Source organism: Caballeronia sp. RCC_10 (genome assembly GCF_041360715.1).
Lineage (GTDB): Bacteria > Pseudomonadota > Gammaproteobacteria > Burkholderiales > Burkholderiaceae > Caballeronia > Caballeronia grimmiae.
Genome location: NZ_JBFUPT010000004.1, coordinates 1 through 19,997 on the forward strand (window position 1 = coordinate 1; position 19,997 = coordinate 19,997).

Annotated in this window: 18 protein-coding genes and 4 pseudogenes; 11 read left to right on the top strand and 11 right to left on the bottom strand. The window is 59.3% G+C overall.

Going from position 1 to position 19,997, the window contains the following annotated elements; all coding sequences use genetic code 11:
* Positions 1–26: 26 nt before the first annotated feature.
* The 7 genes and pseudogenes from AB6804_RS09765 to AB6804_RS09795 all read right to left on the bottom strand — a co-directional run.
* Positions 27–449: a putative phosphothreonine lyase domain-containg protein gene (locus AB6804_RS09765; RefSeq protein WP_370886285.1), complete on the bottom strand. Its 423-nt coding sequence runs from the start codon at positions 447–449 to the stop codon at positions 27–29.
* A 674-nt stretch (positions 450–1,123) separates the two neighbouring features.
* Positions 1,124–1,903: pseudogene (locus AB6804_RS09770) on the bottom strand (S8 family serine peptidase); the annotation flags it as partial.
* 915 nt (positions 1,904–2,818) lie between these two features.
* Positions 2,819–3,331, bottom strand: a complete 513-nt coding sequence (locus AB6804_RS09775) for a hypothetical protein (protein ID WP_370886286.1) — start codon at positions 3,329–3,331, stop codon at positions 2,819–2,821.
* 53 nt (positions 3,332–3,384) lie between these two features.
* Entirely contained in the window at positions 3,385–4,344 is a 960-nt protein-coding gene (locus AB6804_RS09780; protein ID WP_370886287.1) for an alkyl sulfatase C-terminal domain-containing protein, read from the bottom strand.
* Between the two features lie 50 nt (positions 4,345–4,394).
* Complete coding sequence (locus AB6804_RS09785) at positions 4,395–4,925, bottom strand: hypothetical protein (RefSeq protein ID WP_370886568.1); 531 nt, start codon at positions 4,923–4,925, stop codon at positions 4,395–4,397.
* Positions 4,920–5,708, bottom strand: a pseudogene (tssG, locus tag AB6804_RS09790) (type VI secretion system baseplate subunit TssG); the annotation flags it as partial. The gene AB6804_RS09785 and the pseudogene tssG, both read right to left, overlap by 6 nt.
* A pseudogene (locus AB6804_RS09795) lies at positions 5,708–6,082 on the bottom strand (type VI secretion system baseplate subunit TssF); the annotation flags it as partial. The pseudogenes AB6804_RS09795 and tssG, both read right to left, overlap by 1 nt.
* 219 nt (positions 6,083–6,301) lie before the next feature.
* Here AB6804_RS09795 and AB6804_RS09800 point away from each other — a divergent pair.
* From AB6804_RS09800 to AB6804_RS09835, 8 genes and pseudogenes are all read left to right on the top strand, one after another.
* Positions 6,302–7,699, top strand: a complete 1,398-nt coding sequence (locus tag AB6804_RS09800) for a hypothetical protein (RefSeq protein WP_370886288.1) — start codon at positions 6,302–6,304, stop codon at positions 7,697–7,699.
* The gene (locus tag AB6804_RS09805) at positions 7,686–8,660 is read left to right on the top strand and encodes a hypothetical protein (protein ID WP_370886289.1); all 975 of its coding nucleotides are present in this window, start codon (positions 7,686–7,688) and stop codon (positions 8,658–8,660) included. The genes AB6804_RS09800 and AB6804_RS09805 overlap by 14 nt, the downstream gene beginning before the upstream one ends.
* Before the next feature lie 19 nt (positions 8,661–8,679).
* Positions 8,680–8,814 (top strand): annotated as a pseudogene (locus tag AB6804_RS09810) (PAAR domain-containing protein); the annotation flags it as partial.
* A gap of 73 nt (positions 8,815–8,887) precedes the next feature.
* Positions 8,888–9,349: a hypothetical protein gene (locus tag AB6804_RS09815; protein WP_370886585.1), complete on the top strand. Its 462-nt coding sequence runs from the start codon at positions 8,888–8,890 to the stop codon at positions 9,347–9,349.
* Positions 9,349–10,161, top strand: coding sequence for a DUF6708 domain-containing protein (locus AB6804_RS09820; RefSeq protein ID WP_370886290.1), 813 nt, complete (start codon positions 9,349–9,351; stop codon positions 10,159–10,161). The genes AB6804_RS09815 and AB6804_RS09820 overlap by 1 nt, the downstream gene beginning before the upstream one ends.
* A gap of 64 nt (positions 10,162–10,225) precedes the next feature.
* A complete protein-coding gene (locus tag AB6804_RS09825; RefSeq protein ID WP_370886291.1) occupies positions 10,226–11,026 on the top strand; it encodes a DUF6708 domain-containing protein in 801 nt (266 codons plus the stop codon).
* Positions 11,027–11,389: 363 nt separating this feature from the next.
* Positions 11,390–11,875 carry a DUF6708 domain-containing protein gene (locus AB6804_RS09830; RefSeq protein ID WP_370886569.1) on the top strand — a complete coding sequence of 162 codons (486 nt, stop codon included), beginning with the start codon at positions 11,390–11,392 and terminating at the stop codon, positions 11,873–11,875.
* Between the two features lie 97 nt (positions 11,876–11,972).
* Complete coding sequence (locus tag AB6804_RS09835; protein ID WP_370886292.1) at positions 11,973–12,230, top strand: PAAR domain-containing protein; 258 nt, start codon at positions 11,973–11,975, stop codon at positions 12,228–12,230.
* Here the strand turns inward: AB6804_RS09835 and AB6804_RS09840 are convergent.
* On the bottom strand, positions 12,132–12,539 hold the full coding sequence (locus AB6804_RS09840) for a hypothetical protein (RefSeq protein ID WP_370886586.1): 408 nt from the start codon (positions 12,537–12,539) through the stop codon (positions 12,132–12,134). The two genes, AB6804_RS09835 and AB6804_RS09840, sit on opposite strands and share 99 nt — an antisense overlap.
* An 81-nt stretch (positions 12,540–12,620) precedes the next feature.
* On the opposite strand from AB6804_RS09840, the gene AB6804_RS09845 reads away from it, so the two are divergent.
* Positions 12,621–13,751 (top strand): hypothetical protein, encoded by a 1,131-nt coding sequence (locus tag AB6804_RS09845; protein ID WP_370886293.1) that lies wholly within the window; start codon positions 12,621–12,623, stop codon positions 13,749–13,751.
* Positions 13,748–14,071: a hypothetical protein gene (locus AB6804_RS09850; protein ID WP_370886294.1), complete on the top strand. Its 324-nt coding sequence runs from the start codon at positions 13,748–13,750 to the stop codon at positions 14,069–14,071. The genes AB6804_RS09845 and AB6804_RS09850 overlap by 4 nt, the downstream gene beginning before the upstream one ends.
* A 914-nt stretch (positions 14,072–14,985) precedes the next feature.
* Here AB6804_RS09850 and AB6804_RS09855 read toward each other — a convergent pair.
* Complete coding sequence (locus AB6804_RS09855; RefSeq protein ID WP_370886295.1) at positions 14,986–16,542, bottom strand: exonuclease domain-containing protein; 1,557 nt, start codon at positions 16,540–16,542, stop codon at positions 14,986–14,988.
* Positions 16,543–16,723: 181 nt separating this feature from the next.
* On the opposite strand from AB6804_RS09855, the gene AB6804_RS09860 reads away from it, so the two are divergent.
* Positions 16,724–17,596, top strand: a complete 873-nt coding sequence (locus tag AB6804_RS09860; protein WP_370886296.1) for a peptidase — start codon at positions 16,724–16,726, stop codon at positions 17,594–17,596.
* 6 nt (positions 17,597–17,602) lie between these two features.
* On the opposite strand, the gene AB6804_RS09865 is transcribed toward AB6804_RS09860, so the two are convergent.
* Entirely contained in the window at positions 17,603–18,571 is a 969-nt protein-coding gene (locus tag AB6804_RS09865) for a glycerophosphodiester phosphodiesterase family protein (protein ID WP_370886297.1), read from the bottom strand.
* A 208-nt stretch (positions 18,572–18,779) separates the two neighbouring features.
* Entirely contained in the window at positions 18,780–19,946 is a 1,167-nt protein-coding gene (locus AB6804_RS09870; RefSeq protein WP_035966011.1) for a porin, read from the bottom strand.
* Between the last annotated feature and the right edge of the window lie 51 nt (positions 19,947–19,997).

Genomic DNA, 19,997 nt, shown 5'->3' on the forward strand with positions numbered 1-19,997 from the left:
CGCCTCAAGGGTTCGCTGCGCGGACCTTACGCTCGCCCTTGACCCGCCAAACCACCCACTGAGAATTCAAAAGAGGCCGTAAGGTCTTGTGCGTTGGCCCAGTTATCGGTGTACACGCAGATGACGTGAATGTTGCCGTGGGCCATGCTGGGTAGGACGGTTGAAACCTTGGCGCACAGCAGCTGATTGCGCTCGAGAGCGTCTTTGATTTTGTCCCACGCTGCATCGATGTTGGCGCGGGGTACGAAGATGCACCATTTCCCCGTCGTGTCACCGGACACAAAGCTCTTGCAAAGCGGCGACATTTTGAAGTGCCAGTTGCGGCTGAAGTCTTCGGAAGGTTTCTCTGACTTCCGCAACAGGCGCTCTAGCATGGGCAACTGTTCGTTCACTTGAGCCCACTTTTCTGATAGGTTATTGGCGAAGCCATCCTGTAATCGTTTGACCATGAACGGCGGTCAGCTGGACAGGTCTTGCCGTTGAACTCTCGCGTCCATAGTTGACATGTGCTTCAGCGATTGTCGTAGGCGCGCAGGGGATCGCGGCACTTAGCCGAACGGGATGGCTTGGTTCTCCCGGAGTTTGGTCATGGTTAGTCTCCTGCTGTCGCGCGCGAAGCCTGCATTGCGAAACCGGTCGATCAGGTATGTCCTGTCGCAATGACCAATGCTAGCGCGAATCGACTCGCCTTGAGCGAGGAAAAATGGGCCTGTCGCGCAAGGAGATTTTCGTTTAGACAACTTATGCTTTAATTTGTACCGATAGGCCAATTTATGCTTTTCGGCAGGGTCTCAGGGAACCGCGCGCGGCCATTGAACGGACAGCTTATGCTTTAATCCGCGGACGCCTTTTTGCTAACGGCACAGCTTAGCGGTCTATTTGTCCCACCAGTTTGCCGTTGGGGACACTCCAGGGACAATTTCAGGGACGATGTGGGTCACGTGACCCACATGGGGCGGGGGATCGGCTGCATCCTCGAAGGGCTTGGTTAATCCGCTAGCGTTGGCGGGCGACCCTAGACAACCACAAGTGCGCTGAAGCGCGGTTCCGGCGTACGGAACGTTGGCCTCGTTTGCGGCCACTCGACAGCGAGGCAAATGCGGCTACAGGCCGAAACGATGCTTCACGGTGCGCTGTTCAGTGCGGCCCCGATATTAAGAACAGATGCGCCCTGTGCTGCTAGTCCTGCGCGTGATCCGGTCAACGCATTGCCCTTACGCTTCATGAGGTCGGCCAGGGCGTCCACGGACGGGTTCGTGCCAAACTTCTGCCGAAGCACAGCGGACGCTGCGGCCACCTGCGGTGACGCGAACGATGTCCCCCATACATAAAACGATCCCGCGCCGGCCCATGGCGCTAGTATCAGATCACCGCTCGGGCGGTCGGCGGTGCCGACAGGCGCGAAAAGGCCGACTTGCTGGGAGATGTTGGTGTAAGTCGTTGGCGTCGTGGGAGACACGACCCCGGTTGCGCCAACCGGAATAACGTTCTTCCCACAGTTCCATGTTCCGGTTCCGTTCACAGCATCGTCGCCCGCCGCCATCACAACAGCGATGCCTTTTGCCTTGAGACGGGCCGCGACCGTATCTATCCGGTCGCCATCCCCACCTGTAGCGCATGGAGAGGTTCCTGCTATCGAATTGCCATTCGCAGAAATATTGACGGCGACGATCTTTGGCCCGACATCCCCCCTCGGCAGCAGCCCGTTGTAGACGTAGTTAAGCGCGTCCACAACCGAATTGATTGGCCATCCCTTGGGACCATCAGTACCCGTGCCGCCGCCAGTCTTAATCGTGATGACCTGCGCGCCGGGCGCGACGCCCGCATAGGTCATTTTCGTATTGACGTCGTCCCACCGTACCGTAGGTTGGCCCACCATGATTCCCGCATTCGCCGTGCCATGGTAGTAGTGGCAAAATTGAGGTGTATCCGGATTTGCCGAGTCGCGGCATGGATTGTCGGGTACGTCGGAGGGCTGCGATGTTCCGCGAAGCGACGTAAAAAGTTAAGCCGCTGAAGGATAGCCGGGTAACGGACGGCTGACCAAAGTCGGCGTCTGGCAAAGACTAGGCCACGCCGAACCCGCCGTCTGCCCAAAGCATGCTTCGAGCGAAATCTTGCGTTTGCCGGTGGCATCCGAAAAGACCGCGATCTGTCCGAAACACGCCGTCGATACCACGACGATGTACCCGGTTCCGTCATACACCTTGCCGCTGCTGTCGGTGTAGGTGCCGTTCTGCGATCCCCCCAAGTTGTATGGAATGGTTGCAGTTGCAGGCCAATCCAGTTGGGTAGGCCAATACGCGGGTGTTTGTTATCGCGAGCGTAAATAGAAGGCATGCGGCTGTCGCGGCAGATGACGGTCTTTTGAATCGACTGGTGCTCAATGACATTCGGTATCCTAAGTTCAGGTATGCATATTGGATGGTTGTAGCGGCTCGATAACATCCGACGCAGGAACCGATTACATCGGGGTTTGCGGGACCACATTAGCTGAGACTATCGGCTCGCACGGGACCACATTACGTGAGAATGGGCCCACGTTGCGTGATAACAGCGCGATAACATCGGCCAGGAACCACATTAAGCGAGAATGCCCGAGCGACTCAGCCACGGTGGGTGCGGCGGGTGTCAGCGTCAGCTAACAACCCTGAGCAGTCTATGGGCCCAAACGTCGGAGCGTCCGTAGGTCGATCAGAAACGGCCAGCTGGACATACGCTCGGAAGGACGCTGCGGCACGCACTGTCTGCACATGCGTCGGCGTGCCACGACAGTCAAAGTATTAACCAACACCCGGTTTACGAATCACGCGAACTACTAAGCATCGAGTCCGTGGTAAATCAGCTTTTCGGGAAACGTTTTAATTATCAGGGAACGAAGCATCTCCCTTTCAACAGGGCCTGCGTCAAGGGCGAACAGTTCATTGGAAAAGGCGCGGTTCGCAGAGATTTCCCGCTTTGTCACGATACACAACGATGACCTGGCCGCTATCAACACGACATCGCGATCTTCCTGCCGATCCGCCGTGACGTTCGGAAGGTCCGGTACGACATCCGGGTCGAAGCCCCTCTCCGTTGCATGAAAGAAGCCCCACGTTCCGCTCTCGACAAGCAGAACGTAGAAATCGGGCAATTTCATCAGATCGCGGGGTTCCACCGCCGCTTCAAGCTGATCCTGAAACTCCTTCAGTGCGTCGATGGCGGCCACGCGCCGCTTCGCATTGGCGAGTGGCCCATCGAACGCATCCTCGTCCAATATTCCAGATTCGATTGCGGCCCGAGTGGCAACCGCCACTGCCAGTGCCTGAGGATGGCCGATATCGAATTCCATCTTAAAGTTACAGATTGCGCACACGATTGTCTTCCTCCGCGAGCCCCGCGTCGTTAGGGTGTGACGATGTTGAAGAAGAAGTCGAAATTGTCGAGCCAGGTAACGAACTCGCCGAGTTTCTGCGCATTGCCCGTGATCTTTGCTTTTCCGGACATCACCAGGTTGGGCATGGTGGCGGTTCCCAACATCACGTCGTTCAGATCCGCACGTGTCATGGCCAACGACGCGTCAGCTGAATTCAACGTTCGACCTTTCGAGTAGTGCAGTGCGCTATTTTCGACGCCAATCGCATAGCTCTCGTTTGTATCAGTCAAGTTCAGATTGAACTCGATGGTTTTTCCCGCTGCTCGCTGTCCGTTCAGGCGGACGCCTTGATAGTCGAGGAACATGTCTAGCGGCATCGCCCTGATGGTGTCCGGGTTTTGCGGGCTGCCGATGGGAACCTTATGGACGCCATTGCGAAGCTCCATCGCGCCGGTGAGATAGAAGTTGCGCCAACTCGCCGACTCCGACTGGTAGCCCAACTGCTCATATGCATCTGCGAGCATGTGCTTTGCCGCGATATTTTGCGGCTCGCTGAATACCACGTGGTTGACGACCTCGGCCACCCACCGATAACGCCCATGCACCCCATTGTTCTTCTCGCATTCGTGACGAATCAGGACAAAACAGGCACTGAAGACGCGTGGCGCCATTGTGCCCGAGTCGCTTTCTTTACATTGCTTGAACTCGGCGTCAAGGGCACTGGCCGTATAGTCCATATCCAGTCGATAGGCGACTATCGTTCCGTCGGCGATTGCGCGAACGGGACCAGTGCCTACCAAATGAACGCCGCCATGCCAGAATCGGTTGGTGCCAACAGGGAACACCCCGCCAGCGACTCCTTTTGCAAGATCGAAATACTTCTTCGCGAGAGCGGGCGTCGTCAGTGCTGCTGCGCTCGATTGGGCGTACGAAAGTGGCTGAGGCGAACTGTAGTAGGGATCGTCTTCAAACGGGAACGTGATGATCATCTGATAATTCTCTGTTGCAGATTGCTCGATCGGTTCTAAACACTCACCACTTAACCGGAAAATGAAAAAGTAGCGGGATCAAGCGGCTTTCCATCAGCAGGTTTCGATCGCAAATCGAGCGCATTCTTAACCCACCCCGAACTTGCCTGTACCGGGCCTTTAAGCGTGATCTTGGACGCCTCCAAGGTGATGCCATTCGCATCCAGCGTGATCGTTCCGGCCGGTCCACGGATCTCCAGTATTCCGCCCGCCTGCAAGGTCAACGCCTTTGTCTTGATGCCGGCAGCCTCGCCAGCTTGCATGTGAAACTGGCCCTCGATCCGGTGTTCGGCGTGGCCACCGATTTTCACGGTGTGGTTTGCAGTCACATGGTCCTCTCGGTGATTTCCGACGTGTTCGATTCGGTCCTTACCAATTTGGAGAATCTGGCTGCGATCGACGGAGAGAGAATCGTCGTGGCCAACGTGATGGCGTCGGTCGTGCCCAACATCGACTTGCTCGTTATTTCCCACCGTTTCCGTGCGGTCATGCCCGATGGTCGTCGTCTCGTCGTGATCGACCTTCTTCCTGCGGTCATCCATGTCGATCGGGCCGATCACGACGCGAAAGCGGTTCTGACAGTCGGGCACCTGCTCGCCGAGCATCGCGTTCACAGCAAGCCGGCCGGTCTTCCCCAATCGGCTAATGCGTGCTTCAGACAGCGCGATCCAATGAAACACGTACTCGTCGATATGCACCGGCACGCCGAAGTAATAGGCGAGCGTCGCGCCCAGGCCGCCGGGGTCGCGTGACTCGCACACCAGATGCGGCGACGCAGCCAGCCGCGCGTGCGACGGCAGCGGTCCTTGCTCGATTTCCTCGAGTTCATGGCCGACGGCGCTCGCCACGTAGAACGAGAACGTCTCGTAGCCAGAGCGGTCCAGTCCCGCCGTCGATTGCGCACTCGCCCAGGCGCGATAGAGCAGTGACAGCGAGCGATGCTGGAACACATCGAGGAAGTTGACGAGCGTCGAATCGCCGCGCTGCTCTTCGCGCTCGCGGGCGATCTCGGTGATGTGGATTGGCAGTGGACCGTTCGGCCCGAGCATGCCGAGTCCGAACAAGCGAATCCTGAGCTTGCCATCGACGAGCGCGGCGCTGGCGATCTCACGCGGCGCGAAAGTGAGGCTCGGCTGCTGGCCGATGCGAAATGGCTCCGCGTTCGGGCGCCTGGCCGTGCCGATCGGATCGACGCGCGTGTCCGCCCCGATGCGGCGCAGCAGCGGCAGAAAGCCGAAGCGCCACGGCTCGGCCTGCACGCGCTCGAGCAGCGCAGGCGACAGCGCGACGTTCTGCGCCCGCAGATGGGACGGGGAGCGCTCCATCAGGCCACCCCGCGCGTGCCCATGCGCACCGGCCACCGGGCGATGAGCCCGCGCTGCACCGATCGCATTTCGGTCTGCGTGAACGCGTGGCTCGGCACATGGCGCGCAAGATAGTGTTCGAGAATCAGTCCGAGCAGATACGGGCTCGTGCCCGCGAAGCCGCGCTCGTCGACCGTCAACACACATTCGATGCCGCGTCCAAAGACGATCGGCCCATCGCCGGGCAGCATGTCATTGATCGGCTGCGTCTTGACGCCGACGAGGGCATCGATCTGAGCGTGCTGCTCGACATCTTCGTTGGACACAAAGAGCTTCAGCAGATCACGCAGCCCCTGCGCCCCGTCGCGTTGATCCATCTCGCTAAACGGCAGATACGCTGGCGCCCACTTTTATTCACTCTACGCAAATCTTCTGCCCGCAAGACAGTTGAACAACAAGGTTCTGTTGCCACCTTTTTTAACCACCGGTGAGTCTGTACTATCAGTCAGCGCTCTGCGTGGAGACGAGGTCCAATTGATAGCCGTCAACGGCGACGGTCATCGAATGGCAAAGGTCCGTGTGACCGATGTCAACAACGGCAAAACGATCGAGGGATGGATCGAGCACATGTATCTCGATCAAGAACAGGATCAGGGTCCGCCTATACCGTTGGTGGTGGGTGCGAAGTGTCGGTTGCCTACGCCAATCAATCTGATGCTATCGCGGACGGTCGCCCCTTCCTGCGAGATGCATGGGTGACGTTAATTACCGATAGCGACTGGGTGACGCGTGGATGGCAGGTGTATGAGGACAAGGAGCTGAACGATGCTGATGACGCCTTCGTCGAGGATGACGACGGAATTATGCAAAGAATTATCAGTGGGGTGAATTCGTCCCGTTCTAATATTTGCTTGGCGGATCTATATCACCAAGGGGTGGATGCCATCTTGCGGACAGTCGCCGTCCGCTTCCACTCTGAGTGGGACAGCGACAGCGCCAGTAAACGCTATAAGAAGCTGACAACCGGCGAACATCCGCCGCTTCCGCAACTGACGGAAGCACAGTACAGCGCCTTCCTTCGAGACGCGGGTAGACAGCAGTTTTGGAAGGAAGCCCGAGTACAAGCAGATGGTGTAAGCGGTCCGACACTTACACCGCTCAGCGACGCGATGAACGCTAAGAACTGGCATTTTCATCCGATTGGGTTCCTGGCGCAGATGCGAGAATGCTTGACCACGGACGTGGCACTGTCTGAAGAAGCATTTGAGGTGGAGCTACGGACTAATTGGGTCATCGGTCTAAAGCTGATCGAGAAACGCTTGAAGCAGCTTGAGCCTTGGAGCGATCCACATAAGTCGCTCCCGGCAGCACCCAATCAATTGGTAGTGCCCGTGCGGGAGTACGCTACGCTGGGGACGATCTCGAACCGAAGGCATTCAACGTTGTGGGAAAACTTTATCTATTGGTTTGGTGTAGACCCAAACACAATCGCGACGCCTGTGGTTGCCACTACTTATACAACTCGTAGTGCTGCACCTGCCGGTCATCACATCTACCTCTATATGAAAGGGATGAGAGACGCGTTCAGGCACGTGTCAACGCAGCACATTGTTAAGGGATCTTTGGGGTTCGAGGCGGGCGCATGGGTGTGGCAGAACAGGTACCCGGAGAAGCCGCTCGTTCCAGCGGAAAACGGGTTCAAGATGGAGTGCATCAACATCGCCTGCCAGCATGGACTCTTCTTCAAGAGATTCCTGCGCACGGAACCCGTTGGGCAAAACAGAATGCAGCTTCAGTTACACGAGATATCGCATATGGTCGGCACCACGTGTTCGGATGACCAGACCATCTCCCTGCCTGACGGACAGCGTGACCCAAACCGATATAACCGTACGGTAGCATACGGCGCAGAAGGGGCGCGAGTTTTGGCGGAATTTCAGCCAGAACGTGCTCTCGCCAATGCAGAGAATGTTTCCTTGTTCATTCTGAGTGGCAAAGATGAGCCAAATTAAGCGCTGGAATTATCGGTGTGGCATCGTATTGACAGGCCTTATCACACTATCGGCCTGTTCCTTCCCGATGTCGAGCCACGCAAACACGCAGACCTTTGATGGAAATAACGCGATGATCAGCAGTCAACCGCCCGGCATGTCCGCCAATCAGACCGGTATTCCAGACGACCGAATTCGTTGGGTAAAGAATGCGTTGATAACGCGTATCGAATTCGTCGATGGCGTTGTCAGAGATGACAGTATAAAAATACGATACAACCTGTCGATGGAAAATCCGACAAACGCGGAAATTAAGTCTACGGGCAGACCCACCCCGGACGATGGTCGCATAAGGCTCTTCTTGAACGGCAGACAAATTGATCCTACGGAGCCTCCCACGCCTGGACAGCTTTCGGGGAGTCAAGCGCCACCTCGGGATGAGGAGATTCGACTTTATCGACAAACTAACAAGGCGCATAACACCTGGAAGGGCGACGTGCCGGCAGATTTCGTGATCGCAGATAGTCGGCTCATATCCGGCACGAACGTATACGAAATCGTCTATTGGCAAACCCAGCTCGACTGGATCGATGTTCGAGAAGTGCTGCAACGAACCGACGCTCAGGGCAAAGGCCGCATGCTTTATCCCTTGACTGACAACGCACCGTCGAACCGTCTGTACTTCAAGGTCTACAAGCCGACGGACGAAGAAGCTGCCAAGGGGCGAAAGATTGAGTTTCTCGGGGAAGTCGACGCCAAGACTCAGGGGCCAGCGTTCCCCTATGCACGGCCCGGCGACTTTGCACCCAAGACCGGATACTGGCAGGCGGTGGGCAAGCCCATCGAGGCGATCGGTGGCTATCACGAGGTTTTTAGGAAAGAAGGGATGTCGATGCCGAACTTGCCCGGAGATGTTGGAGTCGACCCATTCGGCTTCCAATGGAAATACGTCGGCGAGCAGTCTGGCGCTTTGCGAAAATAAACGCGGGAGGGACATTTCCATGCGTCCAGTCGTCTTGGTGGGTCACAAGCACGTGTGCCCTCTGCACGGAATGGGTACCGTTGTGACAGGCTCAACCGGTGTCCTAGTCAACGGTCGTGCTGTCGTTCGACGGGGTGATAAAACAAGTTGCGGCGCTGTCGTCGTTACGGGTTCTACGTCGGAGTTCGATGGTGCTGGCATCGCTCGTTTGGGAGACCTGACAAGTCATGGCGGCACGCTCGTCGAAGGCGATAGTAGTCGTTTTACCTGCCACGACCTTATCTCGACAAATGGCGAGCGCTTCCGTGCTCCGAACAGCGCTTTGCTACAACGTCGTTATACCGAACTTCGACCCGGCAGTCTCGGGATACGCCTATGCGATAACCGTCAAGCGGCACAACCGCATGGAACAAGTCTTGTGCGCTGGCCAGAAGAATGTCGCCGCTCTTGCTGGCGTACAGCCCGCGCCGAGCGGGCGCACTGATTACGATCTGTCGACATTGCAAGCAAAGGTCAGCGATGTGGCGACAGGAAAGACCCAGCCGCAAACGATCAGCGGCGAGGTTATGTTGCGAGGACCGGAAGAGGGTGGACATGACATTGTCGCCGCGACGCTGCACATCGTGTATTACCCTGACCGCATGGACGACAGCGCCTTTGCGGAGCTGACGATTCAGGAGAGCTTGTGATGTCAAGAAAGAGCCCATCTTTGAACCCACCCGCGCGTGGATGGCAACGCGACCTTCCGGGGCCGAACGCGAAGCCCGTCGAGTTGCCGCGATTTCCAATGGCGGCGCCAAATCACGTCGACGAGGTTTATTTGGAACTGCCTCGTTCCTATTTGGACATGCGCGGACTGATGTTGGTAATCGGGTGTGTCGCTGTGATTTTCGAACTAGCTCTGGTTCGTTCTTTCGCCGGATCACTGATTGATGATTTCGACATGTCGGCGTTGGCGATGTTATCGAGCGCCATGTTGCTCCTGCTAGGCGCAATACTCGCTATACGGCTTGATGTCGCGCCACCTTGTGATCTTCCACTTCGTTTCAATCGTGCACGGCGAAAAATCTACGCTTACGAGATTAAGGTGGTCTGGTGGAATCCATTCGCGCGCTGGCCGGTACGCGCAATCGAATACAACTGGGACGACGTTCGTGCCGAAGCATGGAGACAGCAAGGTCTCACCTCGAACGGTGGATATGTTGCCAAGTGGGGGGTCGTGCTTTCAGTGGTCAAACCCGGCACGAATCAAGTCATCGATCGAATCGAGTTGCGCGCGAAGGCCAACGGTGAGGGTGTCTGGGCGTACATCTGCACGTATATGCAGAAGGGACCTGCGGCGCTTCCTCCGTCCGAGTACGACCCAGTAGATTGGGACAACGATCCGACGCTGAATCCGGCTCGGCTGCTCGCGCCAAAGGTGAAGTGGCCAGAGGCGATGGACATTGAATCGCGCACGGCGCCGCTGGATAAAGATACCCGTTCCGTGACGTGTATGTGAAGTACTTTCCGGAACGCCTAGACGAGCAGGGTTTTGCAGAACTTACGGTCCAGGAGTCTTTCTGATGACAAGCCAACAGCCTCTGCTCAATCCTCCAGCGCGCGGCTGGCGACGTGCCTTGCCCGGCCCGGACGATGTACCTGAAGCAGCGCCGGGGTTGTTTCTGAAGGCACCGAATCACGTCGACGACGTCTATCTGGAGCTGCCCAGACACTATCTAGATATGCGCGGACTAGTATGCTGGCTGTCGTTGGGCAATATCTTCCTTACGTTGTGGCTGATGTCCTCCGCCTTTCCTATCGGTGACGATCTTTCTGGATCGTTGATGGCGATCGGTACCGCACTAATAAGTGTTTGGGGTGTCTCAATCGGTCTGAAGCTGGATGCATCCCCGCCGCGAGATCTCCCTCTTCGCTTCAACAGACTCCGCCGCAAAATCTATGCTTACGAGTTTGAGCCCATTTGGTGGAACCCGTTCACCAGGTGGTCAGTGAGGGCGGTCTCCTACGACTGGGACAACGTCCGTGCAGAAGCCTGGTCGCAAGGCGGGGCGACGGGCGGAGGAGTGTATTACTCGAAGTCCGGTGTTGTGCTGTCGGTGGTCAAGCCTGGGACCAATGAGGTCATCGACCGCTTCCAGTTGCGCGCGAAAGCGAACGACGAGGGTGCATGGGCATACATCTGTACCTACATGCAAAAAGGCCCTCAGGCGCTGCCGCCCTCCAAATGGAAACCTCGCGACTGGAACAATGAGCCTACGGTCAATCCAGCACTTATCTTTGCGCCAAAAGTGAAATGGCCTCAGGTGATGGACGTCGAATCGCGCACTGCACCCTCGGAGCAGCAAGCCCGTGTACTCGAATGAATGTGATTGCGCCATCGATGGCTTCGCTGAACTGACACCTCAGGAAGCACTGTGATGGCCGGTACACCACCATTGCTCAGTCCGCCGGCGCGTGGATGGACACGTGATTTGCCGGCACCCCAAGACAAGCCAACAGATACACCCAAGCTACGCAACTGCGCACCTAACCATATAGACGGTACGTATCTAGAAATACCTCGATTTCATTCAGGCATGCGGGGTCTGCTGATGTATCTGTCGCCCCTGACGTTTTTATCTTCGGGTGCCATTTTATGGATGTTGGTCAGTTGGTGGAACGTTTTAACATTTGGATTGCTCGCAATTGGATCGCTCACGGCGTTCATGACAGCTGCAGGAGGTCTAATGGGACTGAGAATCGATGTTTGCCCCCCTCGTGACCTTCCCCTACGCTTCAACCGGACCCGTCGCAGGATGTACGCTTACGATTTCAAAGCCATCTGGTGGAACCCCTTCGTACGTTGGCCGGTCCGCGCGGTCTCCTACGATTGGGACGACGTTCGCGCTGAAGCTTGGCACCAACACGGGATGCTCAACGGGGCCTATGTGCTGAAGTACGGCGTTGCGCTCTCGGTGGTCAAGCCGGGAACGAACGAGGTAATCGACCGCTTCCAGCTTGGCCCGGTGGGTGGCGAAGCGACATGGGCGTACATCTGCACGTACATGCAACAAGGCCCGCACGCGTTGCCGCCTTCTCAGTACGAGCCACGCGACTGGAACAACGAGCCCACATTCAACCTGGCACGCGCACTCGCGCCAAAGGTGAAGTGGCCAGAGGCGATGGACTTGAATCGCGCACGGCGCCGCTGGATCAAGATGCCCGTTCCGTGACTCAACTTATGTAAGTCGCGTCGCGATAACTGAGGCTTTGCCCGCGTCCATGTAGGACATTGCGCCGGAATCGCTTATGAAGGATAGGAGCTATTTAATGCCAAAGGTCGTTCTATTAGGTCATCGCCACCAATGTCCGGAACACGGAGAAGGCGTCGTGACGTCCGCTTCAACCGGCCTCGAAGTCAACGGTCGACCCGCCGCTGGAATTGGCGATTCGATCAGTTGCGGCGCAGTGATTGTGAGCGGCTCATCATCAGCCGAATTCGGAAATCGAAGGGTCGCTCGGGTGGGCGACACGACCAGCCACGGTGGCGTGTTGGTAGAGGGCGCCGACGGGTTCGAGTTGGAATAGTTGGATATCCCGCCGTCGCAGCTTTCGACTACGACGGAAGATCTCATCGCGTTGCCGAACGATCGCACCACTGCCCTTTGTGGTATCCGTTCCCACGCCGAATTCTTCCGCGTCGCGTTGAGCCGACGGTGGCACACTTTTGATAAGTCGAAATGCAAGAAAAGCAACGTCAGGAATGATGGCACGACTGGCAAGGGTGTAGCCGGTTTGCGCAGCACGCTGTGTCCTGAACGGCTGACCTGGGAAACGGTGACGACCAGATGTCAAGCGCACTGTTCCGATGTCCCGGACGATGGACGGCGTGATCATAGAAAGGTGTTGACGGATCCAGCCCGTGTGGCTCGGTTGCGAGATGCCACTCTTGCCGATTCGTAAAATGAGACGACCGTAATGAAGGGGATAACGACGCTGCCCGCGATCAAGTCAGAGCACGACTTCAAAGTGGCGTGCCGGACTAGCGAGCGGTTCTTCACAGTTGCCGACGCCTTGCGCTCGGCCCTGTTTGCCGCCACGGCTGCGATCAGCATTGAAAGTCTTCGCCGCTTGCCGGTTCCGGTTCGATTTCGCGTGTCCGGAAGCAGCCGGTACTGGTCGAAAATACAGCGCGAAATGAGGCATCACGAAGCGCCCTTCTTTGCGAAGATGGCCGATGCGCGCTGTTCTCCGTCTGCGGAACGCGAAGTGGGACAATTCATGATGGACGTTCTTGGCGCGGTCATGTCTTCGCGAGACCACCGGCGCGTACCAGTTTGGGCGCTGGAGGCGTCAATCATGCAGTCGTTCTGGCTCCGTCAAGGCGCGCTCTATGAGCCTACCGCGGCGCTGCATTATCTGATGTCAACCAGCGATGTATCCAGCGACGTTCCGCTCTCGATGCTGCGCCTGCCTTCGCCTGCGGTGTGCATCACGCCAGAACCGTCCATGCGCGACCGCACGGGTTTAGAGGCGGTGCTCGTGTTCGAGCATGGTAGGCCGGACCATGATGCCAGTGCCCGATTTCTGACTTTTTGCATCTGGACGCGCGACGCCAAATCTTTTGCTGCTGTCGACTTTCGGACGATGTGCTTCAAGATGGAAGAGGGTGCATATACGGTAGGGGCGATGCTGAACGGGATATTGGCCGCGAACGATGATGACCGGGAGACGGCCCTCGTTTGTCGAGTTGCAGTCGACTATGCGGTCAAGATGCTGCTGTACCTCTCTCTAGACAAAACGCCGGTAATCCACGAGCGGCCGTACAGTACGGCGCCGCGCGATTTCGCGGGACTAGGCAAGCGCAGGCGCGCGGAGAAGCTCGCAGCGATTGAGCAACTGTACGATCGATACGTGGTCGGTCCCGCAGTTCTTCCCGCGCACGCGTCGGTCCGGGAATCTGTCGACTCAAGTGGCGAAAGCGAGGTCCGTCCGCATTGGCGTCGCGGGTACTTTCGAATGCAGCCGTTCGGTCAGGCAGCGTCTCAGCGGAAGCTGATCTTCGTGATGCCGACGGTGGTTCGCGCGGATCGATTGAATGTCGAGTGATTCGGGAACGCGCCGTTGGTCCGGGCGGTCCCGCGGCGTTGAAGTCGAACCAGCGGTGCCGGCTGGAGCTGTTGCAGAGTTGCCGACTGCCGCACTGCAACAAGCGATGGAAAAAGCCCGAGAAGGCCGCGCTACCGAAGGACGTCACGATGCTGCAGGTCCGCGCCGACGTGGCCAAAGCGCGCGGCATGACGTTGTTGTCGACGCAATGGGCGGGCGATCGCGCGCTGTACCGTTTCGAGTGCGCGAAGGGCCATCTGCTGGAGCGCCGGGCGAATGTGATGAGACGCGGCACCGCGACCTGCCTGCAATGCGCCTAAGACGAGGCGGCGCAACGCTTCGTTGATTCGTTGCGCGAGCGGGGCCTTGTGTGTCTCGACGAACGTTACGCCGGCGTCAATGTGCACCATCGCTTCAGATGCACGGAAGGTCACGAGTGGAGGACCCGTCCTGACCCCTGCGCAGCGGCGCGAACCAGCGTCATCTATTGGCGGAAGTCGTCGATGTGGGACCAGTTAAACCGTCCTAGGTGTTTATCGGTCGCGGCAAGTGCCATTGCCGCACCTTGATCACGGGCGTCCAATGGCTGTGCGCTCAGAAGGCTACGATTGCTTTCATCCTGAACAGGACGAAAACAATGCGTCCGTCCTTACTACTCTGTCAATAGCGGGTTGAAAAGCTGCGGGTCAAAGCAATTGTTTGTCGCGTCGTTCAAGCTTACCAACGTCCGCGGCTTCGAGCCGTGTTTGTTCATATGTAGCTGTCGTTCTAGCAGGTGCAATGATCGGCATCACGCTCGTCGATCTGAACACACGCACGGTCACAGGTGGGAGGCATGTTCGAGCCATCGCGCGGTGTCGCGGATTTAAGGCACGCACAGGCAATGCGAGTGGGGTTGCAACGCACGGTCATTGTGACGTAAGTCAAACGTCCCTTGTTCACCGCTAAAACCGCTTGTACGTCACCAGCGCAATTCAGTCGCACGCAAGCGCCGCCAGATTAACGAGCCTCAGCTTTTGCGCCGCATCGACCGAGCGGGGCTGCTCGATACGAGCAATAATCGGCCGATGCGCTTCGCTCACACTCGTCGTGGTTTTTGGTGCCAAGCATTGGAAATCCTCTACGAATTCCGTGGTCTCGCCTCTGGCCTATTCCAGTCATCGCTTTGCACCAGCGTCTGAAAGCCAGCCGCGCACTCCATGACGATCGACCGCACGCCCGCAAGGCCCACGATCTACCCAAGCAACCCAAGCTGCCCCACATTCGTAACGGGTTTCAAAGGCACACGCCGCCGCGTCCCGACGCGCTTTTCCGAAACCATAGCCGCTTCCTGCACCACCAGACTAAACGACGGCCGCGCATCACACGCGATCCACTCAAGTTCCCCCGACGCGATCCGCCTGGCAATCAACGCATAAACATCCGCATCGAAAGGCCGCAGCTCGGGCGCATCCGCGAGCACCGCAGCAATCCCATCACGCGCGCCGCACGTACCCACGTAACACCATCGATCGATCACATGCCAGGCCTCGCCTCCCGTGCCCGCATCGTACTCAGCGATCGCAACCGGCCCCTCATGCGGCCACCGCACCACACGCGCGTGTTCCAGCGCAACCAGCGCCCGCGCCGCGTGATCCGCAAGCGATTCCGCGCCGGCACACGCGCCCAGACAACGCCTCACCTGATACCCGAAGCACCCGCGCAGTTTCCCTGGCGGCGCTTTCTCGATGCCGAGCGTCGCCGGACACAGCTTGTGTTCATCGGCGAGATGGCGCATGAACGCATGCGCCTTCGCACGCGACGAAAACACGCCAAACAAATGCGGCTCGCGCGACAAATCCCGCTTGCTGGCGCGCAACAGCGTCGGCGCGGGCGCACCCGGTAGCCATTGCCACGCGCACGTCGCCGCTGCGCGCTTCAGCAGCCGGTTGTGCACCGGCTGCAATTCCTTCACGAGCTTCGCTTCCAGCAACAGCGCGCCCAGTTCCCCGACGGTCTCGCGATAATCGATCCGCCGTATCGCCTGCGATATCGACAAATCCTTCGCCAGCCGATGATCGCCGGAAAAATGCGCCCCCACACGCTGCTTCAGGTTGATGCTCTTGCCGACGTAAAGCGGCACGTCGTCATCGCCATGAAAGAGATACACGCCGGGCGATGACGGCAGCGCATCCAGCGCGCCTTCAGGCAGCGCGGCAGGCAGACTCGCGCGCCTGACGAGCGCCTTCACGGCGGCATCGACCAGTTCCTGCGAATAAAGCTCGTGGATCTTCTGCCAGAACTGCCAGAGCAGATCGGCATCCGCCAGCGCGCGGTGGCGTCCTTGCGGCGCGAGATTCAGCCGCGCGATGAGCGCGTCCAGCCCATGCCGCTCGACAGAGGGAAACAGCGCGCGCGACAGCCGCACCGTGCAAAGCGTATCCGCGCGAAACGCGATGCCCGCGCGGCGAAACTCATTCTTCAGGAAGCCGTAATCGAAACGCGCGTTGTGCGCGACGAAGAGCTTGCCGTGCAGCCGCTCGGCGAGCGCGGGCGCGAGCGATTCGAAACTCGGCTGGCCGCGCAGCATCGCATCGTCGATGCCGGTCAGGCGCGCGACGAACGGCGGCACCGGCATGCCCGGATCGACGAGCACGCTCCAGCGCTCGATGCCTGCCGTGCTCGCCTCCACCACGCCGATCTCGGTGATGCGATCGGCGGTGGCGTCGCTGCCGGTCGTCTCCAGGTCGACGAAAACGATCGGGCGCGCGAGACCGGCGAGCAGGGCATCGACGAGGGAATCTTCTTGCATGAACGGCAACGGAGGCATAAAACGCGAATGAGCGTCGAGTCTAGCGCGAAATGCAAAAGCGCATGCGTCGCTCAAGCGCGGGCCCGTGCCTGCCGTTAATCCGATTTGAGCAAGCGCGCTGCGATGCGCCGGCGTGATCGCTACAATGGCGGCCTGGTTTCTGTTTTTTAGGTATATCGACATGACTTACTGCGTGGGCATGTGCGTGGACGAGGGCCTCGTGTTCCTGTCGGACACGCGCACCAACGCGGGCGTTGACCACGTCAGCGCCGCTCGCAAGATGGCCGTTTTCGAACAGCCCGGGGAACGCGTCATCGTGCTGCTCGCAGCGGGCAATCTCGCGCTGACACAGGCAGTCACGCAACTGCTCGCCGAACCCGCCGGCCCCGACGCGCCGACGCTCTACAACTGCGCGACGATGGCCGAGGCCGCGCGCATCGTCGGCGATGCGGTGCGCGAGGTGCATCGGCGCGACGCGATGTCGCTCGCGGAATTCAGCGTCGACTTCAATTGCAGCTTCATTCTGGGCGGGCAGATCGAAGGGCAGGGCCCGCGCATGTTCATGGTCTACGCGGCGGGCAATTTCATCGAATCGACGCGCGTCTCCCCGTATTTCCAGATCGGCGAATCGAAGTACGGCAAGCCGATCATCGATCGCGTCATCACGCCTGCCTCCCCGCTCGACGAAGCCGCCAAATGCGCGCTCATCTCAATGGACTCGACGCTGCGCTCGAATCTCTCCGTCGGTTTGCCGCTCGATCTGCTGGTGTACGAGAAAGACTCGCTGCGGGTCACGCGCTTCGCCACGCTCGACAACAACAGCGCCTACTACCAGATGATCAACCGTAGCTGGGGCGAGCGTCTGCGGCAGCTTTTCGGGGAGATTCCGAATCCGTCGTGGACCGATCTCGCCGACGTCCCGCTGCGTCCGCGCGAGACGCGCGCAACGGTGCCGCGGCTCGTCATCGGCGATGTGCCGCCCGGCGGGTCGGAAGCGCCCGCGCAGACCCTCGCGCAGGACGTCGAGGCAGCGGGCAACGCGCCGCAAGATTGAATCGGTCTAGTGCGCCTCGTCCGCGCACTGCAGCGGCTGGCCGATGCGCTCCCTGATCGCCTGCATCGTGCGCGGCGAATCCACCAGCACGGCGTCGATGCCGAGACACGCGGCGGCGCGATATCCCTCCGCATCGTCGATGCCGATTGCCATCACATGCGCATCGCCGCGCGCGCGGAAGCAGGTCATCGCTTGCGGCGTCCATAGTTTCGCGGTCACCGCTGAACGCGCTTCGCCCAGCGTGAACGTCTCGACCAGTTCCATCTTTCTCGACCACTCGAACGCTGCCCACCCACCGGGCGGCGGCGGGCTGCAATCATGCGCCAGCGCGACGTTCGCAAGCCGGCGACGAGTCGCATCGCGCGATTCGAACAGGCGCGCGCGCGGATAAGCCGCGAACGCGGTCTGATACGCGGCATCGGTCGAATAGAGCAGCGTGCGATTCCAGGCGTTCGCCTCGTCGAGTACGCGGGCCACGGCTGCCGCCTGACGGTCGGCGGGCAGCGCTTTCATGTCGAGCATCACGGGAATCGACGGCGGAATGGCGTTGAGCGCCTCCGCGAGCGTCGGAACTCGCAACGGATGCGCCCGATACGGATACACCGTCGCGCCGTTGGCGTCGGTGCTCGCAAAGTTGAAGCCGGCGTTCAGTTGGGCGAGTGCCGCGAACTCCATGTTCGCGACCGTGCCTCGGCCGTCCGTGTTCGCCGATAAATCCGCCGGGCGATACAGCACCGGCACGCCATCGCGCGTCAGTTGGACGGACAGCCAGATTGCGTCCGCGCGGTGTTCCAGCGCGCCGCTGATTGCGAGCAAGGTGTTTTCGGGGAAATCGGCCGTGCCGCCGCGATGCGCGACGATCATCGGCAAAGACCGTGCAGCGTCGACATGACGCGGGAGCGCCTGAGACGCGCAGCCGGACATGAATGCGGCAATGGCATAAAGCCAGAGCGAAGCAAGCGCACGTGAGGTCATCCAAAGCACTCCGCAGGACGGGTATCGAGCGAGCCATTGTGCATTCACTCGCGCGGCTGAACTCGCCTGATCGGTTGCAAGCGGCAATTCATCGCGGCTCGAACGGTAAGCGCAAAAAAAACAGCCATCGGAAACCGATGGCTGTTCGAGATGCTGCTGTCCGCCGACGCGGCACTCGCGTGCCACGTCTGCCGGTTGTCAGTTCTTATTAGAACTTGTGGCGCAGGCCGATCAGGACGAGTTCCTGGTGGCTGCGGCCGCTGTCGAAGCCGAAGTCGCTGATCGAAGCCGTCGCTCCGACCGTCGACGACGTGCCGTCGGCGTTCGTCACGCGCTGCGTGCCGCTTGCGTGCTGGTACGCGCCGACAGCGTAGACGTCGGTGCGCTTCGACAGGGCGTAGTCGGCGCCCAGGCTGACCTGGTGGTAGTTCGCCGACGTGTCGCCGCTTGCGTGCGTGTACGTGTAGCCGAGGCCCAGCAGGGTAGCCGGCGTCAGCTGGAAGTTCACGAACGCGTTGCCGACGTTGAACTTCTCTTGCTCCTGGAACAGCGAGTTGCCGTCGTTCTTGTACTGCGCGAAGCTGTACGACGCGCCAACCGTGAACGGACCGAAGGCGTACTGGCCGGCGCCGCGTGCGATGCCGATTGCATGAGCCGTCGAGTAGCCGCTGTTGATCACGCTGTTGAACAGCGAATCCGACGACGGGCTGTTCCAGCCGGTCGCGCGGTTTGCGCTCGGGTTGTTCACGTACAGGTAGCTGCCTGCCACGCCGAGCGGACCGTTGTTATACGTGACCGCGCCGCCCCAGGTCTGGCCCTGGCCGGTCGTGCCTGCCAGGTTGCTGAAACCGTAGATGCCTTCGAACTGGAAGCCCGAGAACACCGGCGAAACGTACTTGACGGCGTTGCTCACGCGCAGGCTGTTGTCGTAGTTGTCGACGTCGCCCGGGGTTGCAAACGCTGCGCCCCAGTAGTTGTCAGCCGTGAGGCCCTGAACCATGTCGACCGACGGGTCATATTGACGACCCAGCGTGACCGTACCCCACTGGTTGCCGCTCAAACCGACGAAAGCCTGACGGCCGAACTCGCGGCCACCCTGGTTCAGACGGCCCGTGCCCGGATCGAAGCCGCTTTCCAATTGGAACAGCGCCTTCAGACCGCCGCCCAGATCTTCCTGACCCTTCAAGCCCCAGCGCGGACCGGACAGCGTGCCGTTGACCATGCCGAACAGGTGGTCGCCAGCCGCATTGGCGTGGCTCACATAGGCCAGGCCGGTATCGATCACGCCATACAGCGTCACGCTCGTTTGTGCCTGTGCTGCGCCAGCTGCGCCGAGCAAGGCCAGCGAGAGGGACGTCAGTGCGAATCGTTTCATCGAATTCTCCACGCGAATGATTAATATCGTTGTTACCGGCGCAGAGAATAA

Bases quoted from the DNA above. Each gene is read 5' to 3' on its own strand.
- AB6804_RS09765 (WP_370886285.1), bottom strand. From the start codon at position 449: ATGGTCAAACGATTACAGGATGGCTTCGCCAATAACCTATCAGAAAAG.
- AB6804_RS09775 (WP_370886286.1), bottom strand. From the start codon at position 3,331: ATGGAATTCGATATCGGCCATCCTCAGGCACTGGCAGTGGCGGTTGCC.
- AB6804_RS09780 (WP_370886287.1), bottom strand. From the start codon at position 4,344: ATGATCATCACGTTCCCGTTTGAAGACGATCCCTACTACAGTTCGCCT.
- AB6804_RS09785 (WP_370886568.1), bottom strand. From the start codon at position 4,925: ATGGATGACCGCAGGAAGAAGGTCGATCACGACGAGACGACGACCATC.
- AB6804_RS09800 (WP_370886288.1), top strand. From the start codon at position 6,302: ATGGATCGAGCACATGTATCTCGATCAAGAACAGGATCAGGGTCCGCC.
- AB6804_RS09805 (WP_370886289.1), top strand. From the start codon at position 7,686: ATGAGCCAAATTAAGCGCTGGAATTATCGGTGTGGCATCGTATTGACA.
- AB6804_RS09815 (WP_370886585.1), top strand. From the start codon at position 8,888: ATGGCGGCACGCTCGTCGAAGGCGATAGTAGTCGTTTTACCTGCCACG.
- AB6804_RS09820 (WP_370886290.1), top strand. From the start codon at position 9,349: ATGTCAAGAAAGAGCCCATCTTTGAACCCACCCGCGCGTGGATGGCAA.
- AB6804_RS09825 (WP_370886291.1), top strand. From the start codon at position 10,226: ATGACAAGCCAACAGCCTCTGCTCAATCCTCCAGCGCGCGGCTGGCGA.
- AB6804_RS09830 (WP_370886569.1), top strand. From the start codon at position 11,390: ATGGGACTGAGAATCGATGTTTGCCCCCCTCGTGACCTTCCCCTACGC.
- AB6804_RS09835 (WP_370886292.1), top strand. From the start codon at position 11,973: ATGCCAAAGGTCGTTCTATTAGGTCATCGCCACCAATGTCCGGAACAC.
- AB6804_RS09840 (WP_370886586.1), bottom strand. From the start codon at position 12,539: ATGATCACGCCGTCCATCGTCCGGGACATCGGAACAGTGCGCTTGACA.
- AB6804_RS09845 (WP_370886293.1), top strand. From the start codon at position 12,621: ATGAAGGGGATAACGACGCTGCCCGCGATCAAGTCAGAGCACGACTTC.
- AB6804_RS09855 (WP_370886295.1), bottom strand. From the start codon at position 16,542: ATGCAAGAAGATTCCCTCGTCGATGCCCTGCTCGCCGGTCTCGCGCGC.
- AB6804_RS09860 (WP_370886296.1), top strand. From the start codon at position 16,724: ATGACTTACTGCGTGGGCATGTGCGTGGACGAGGGCCTCGTGTTCCTG.
- AB6804_RS09865 (WP_370886297.1), bottom strand. From the start codon at position 18,571: ATGACCTCACGTGCGCTTGCTTCGCTCTGGCTTTATGCCATTGCCGCA.
- AB6804_RS09870 (WP_035966011.1), bottom strand. From the start codon at position 19,946: ATGAAACGATTCGCACTGACGTCCCTCTCGCTGGCCTTGCTCGGCGCA.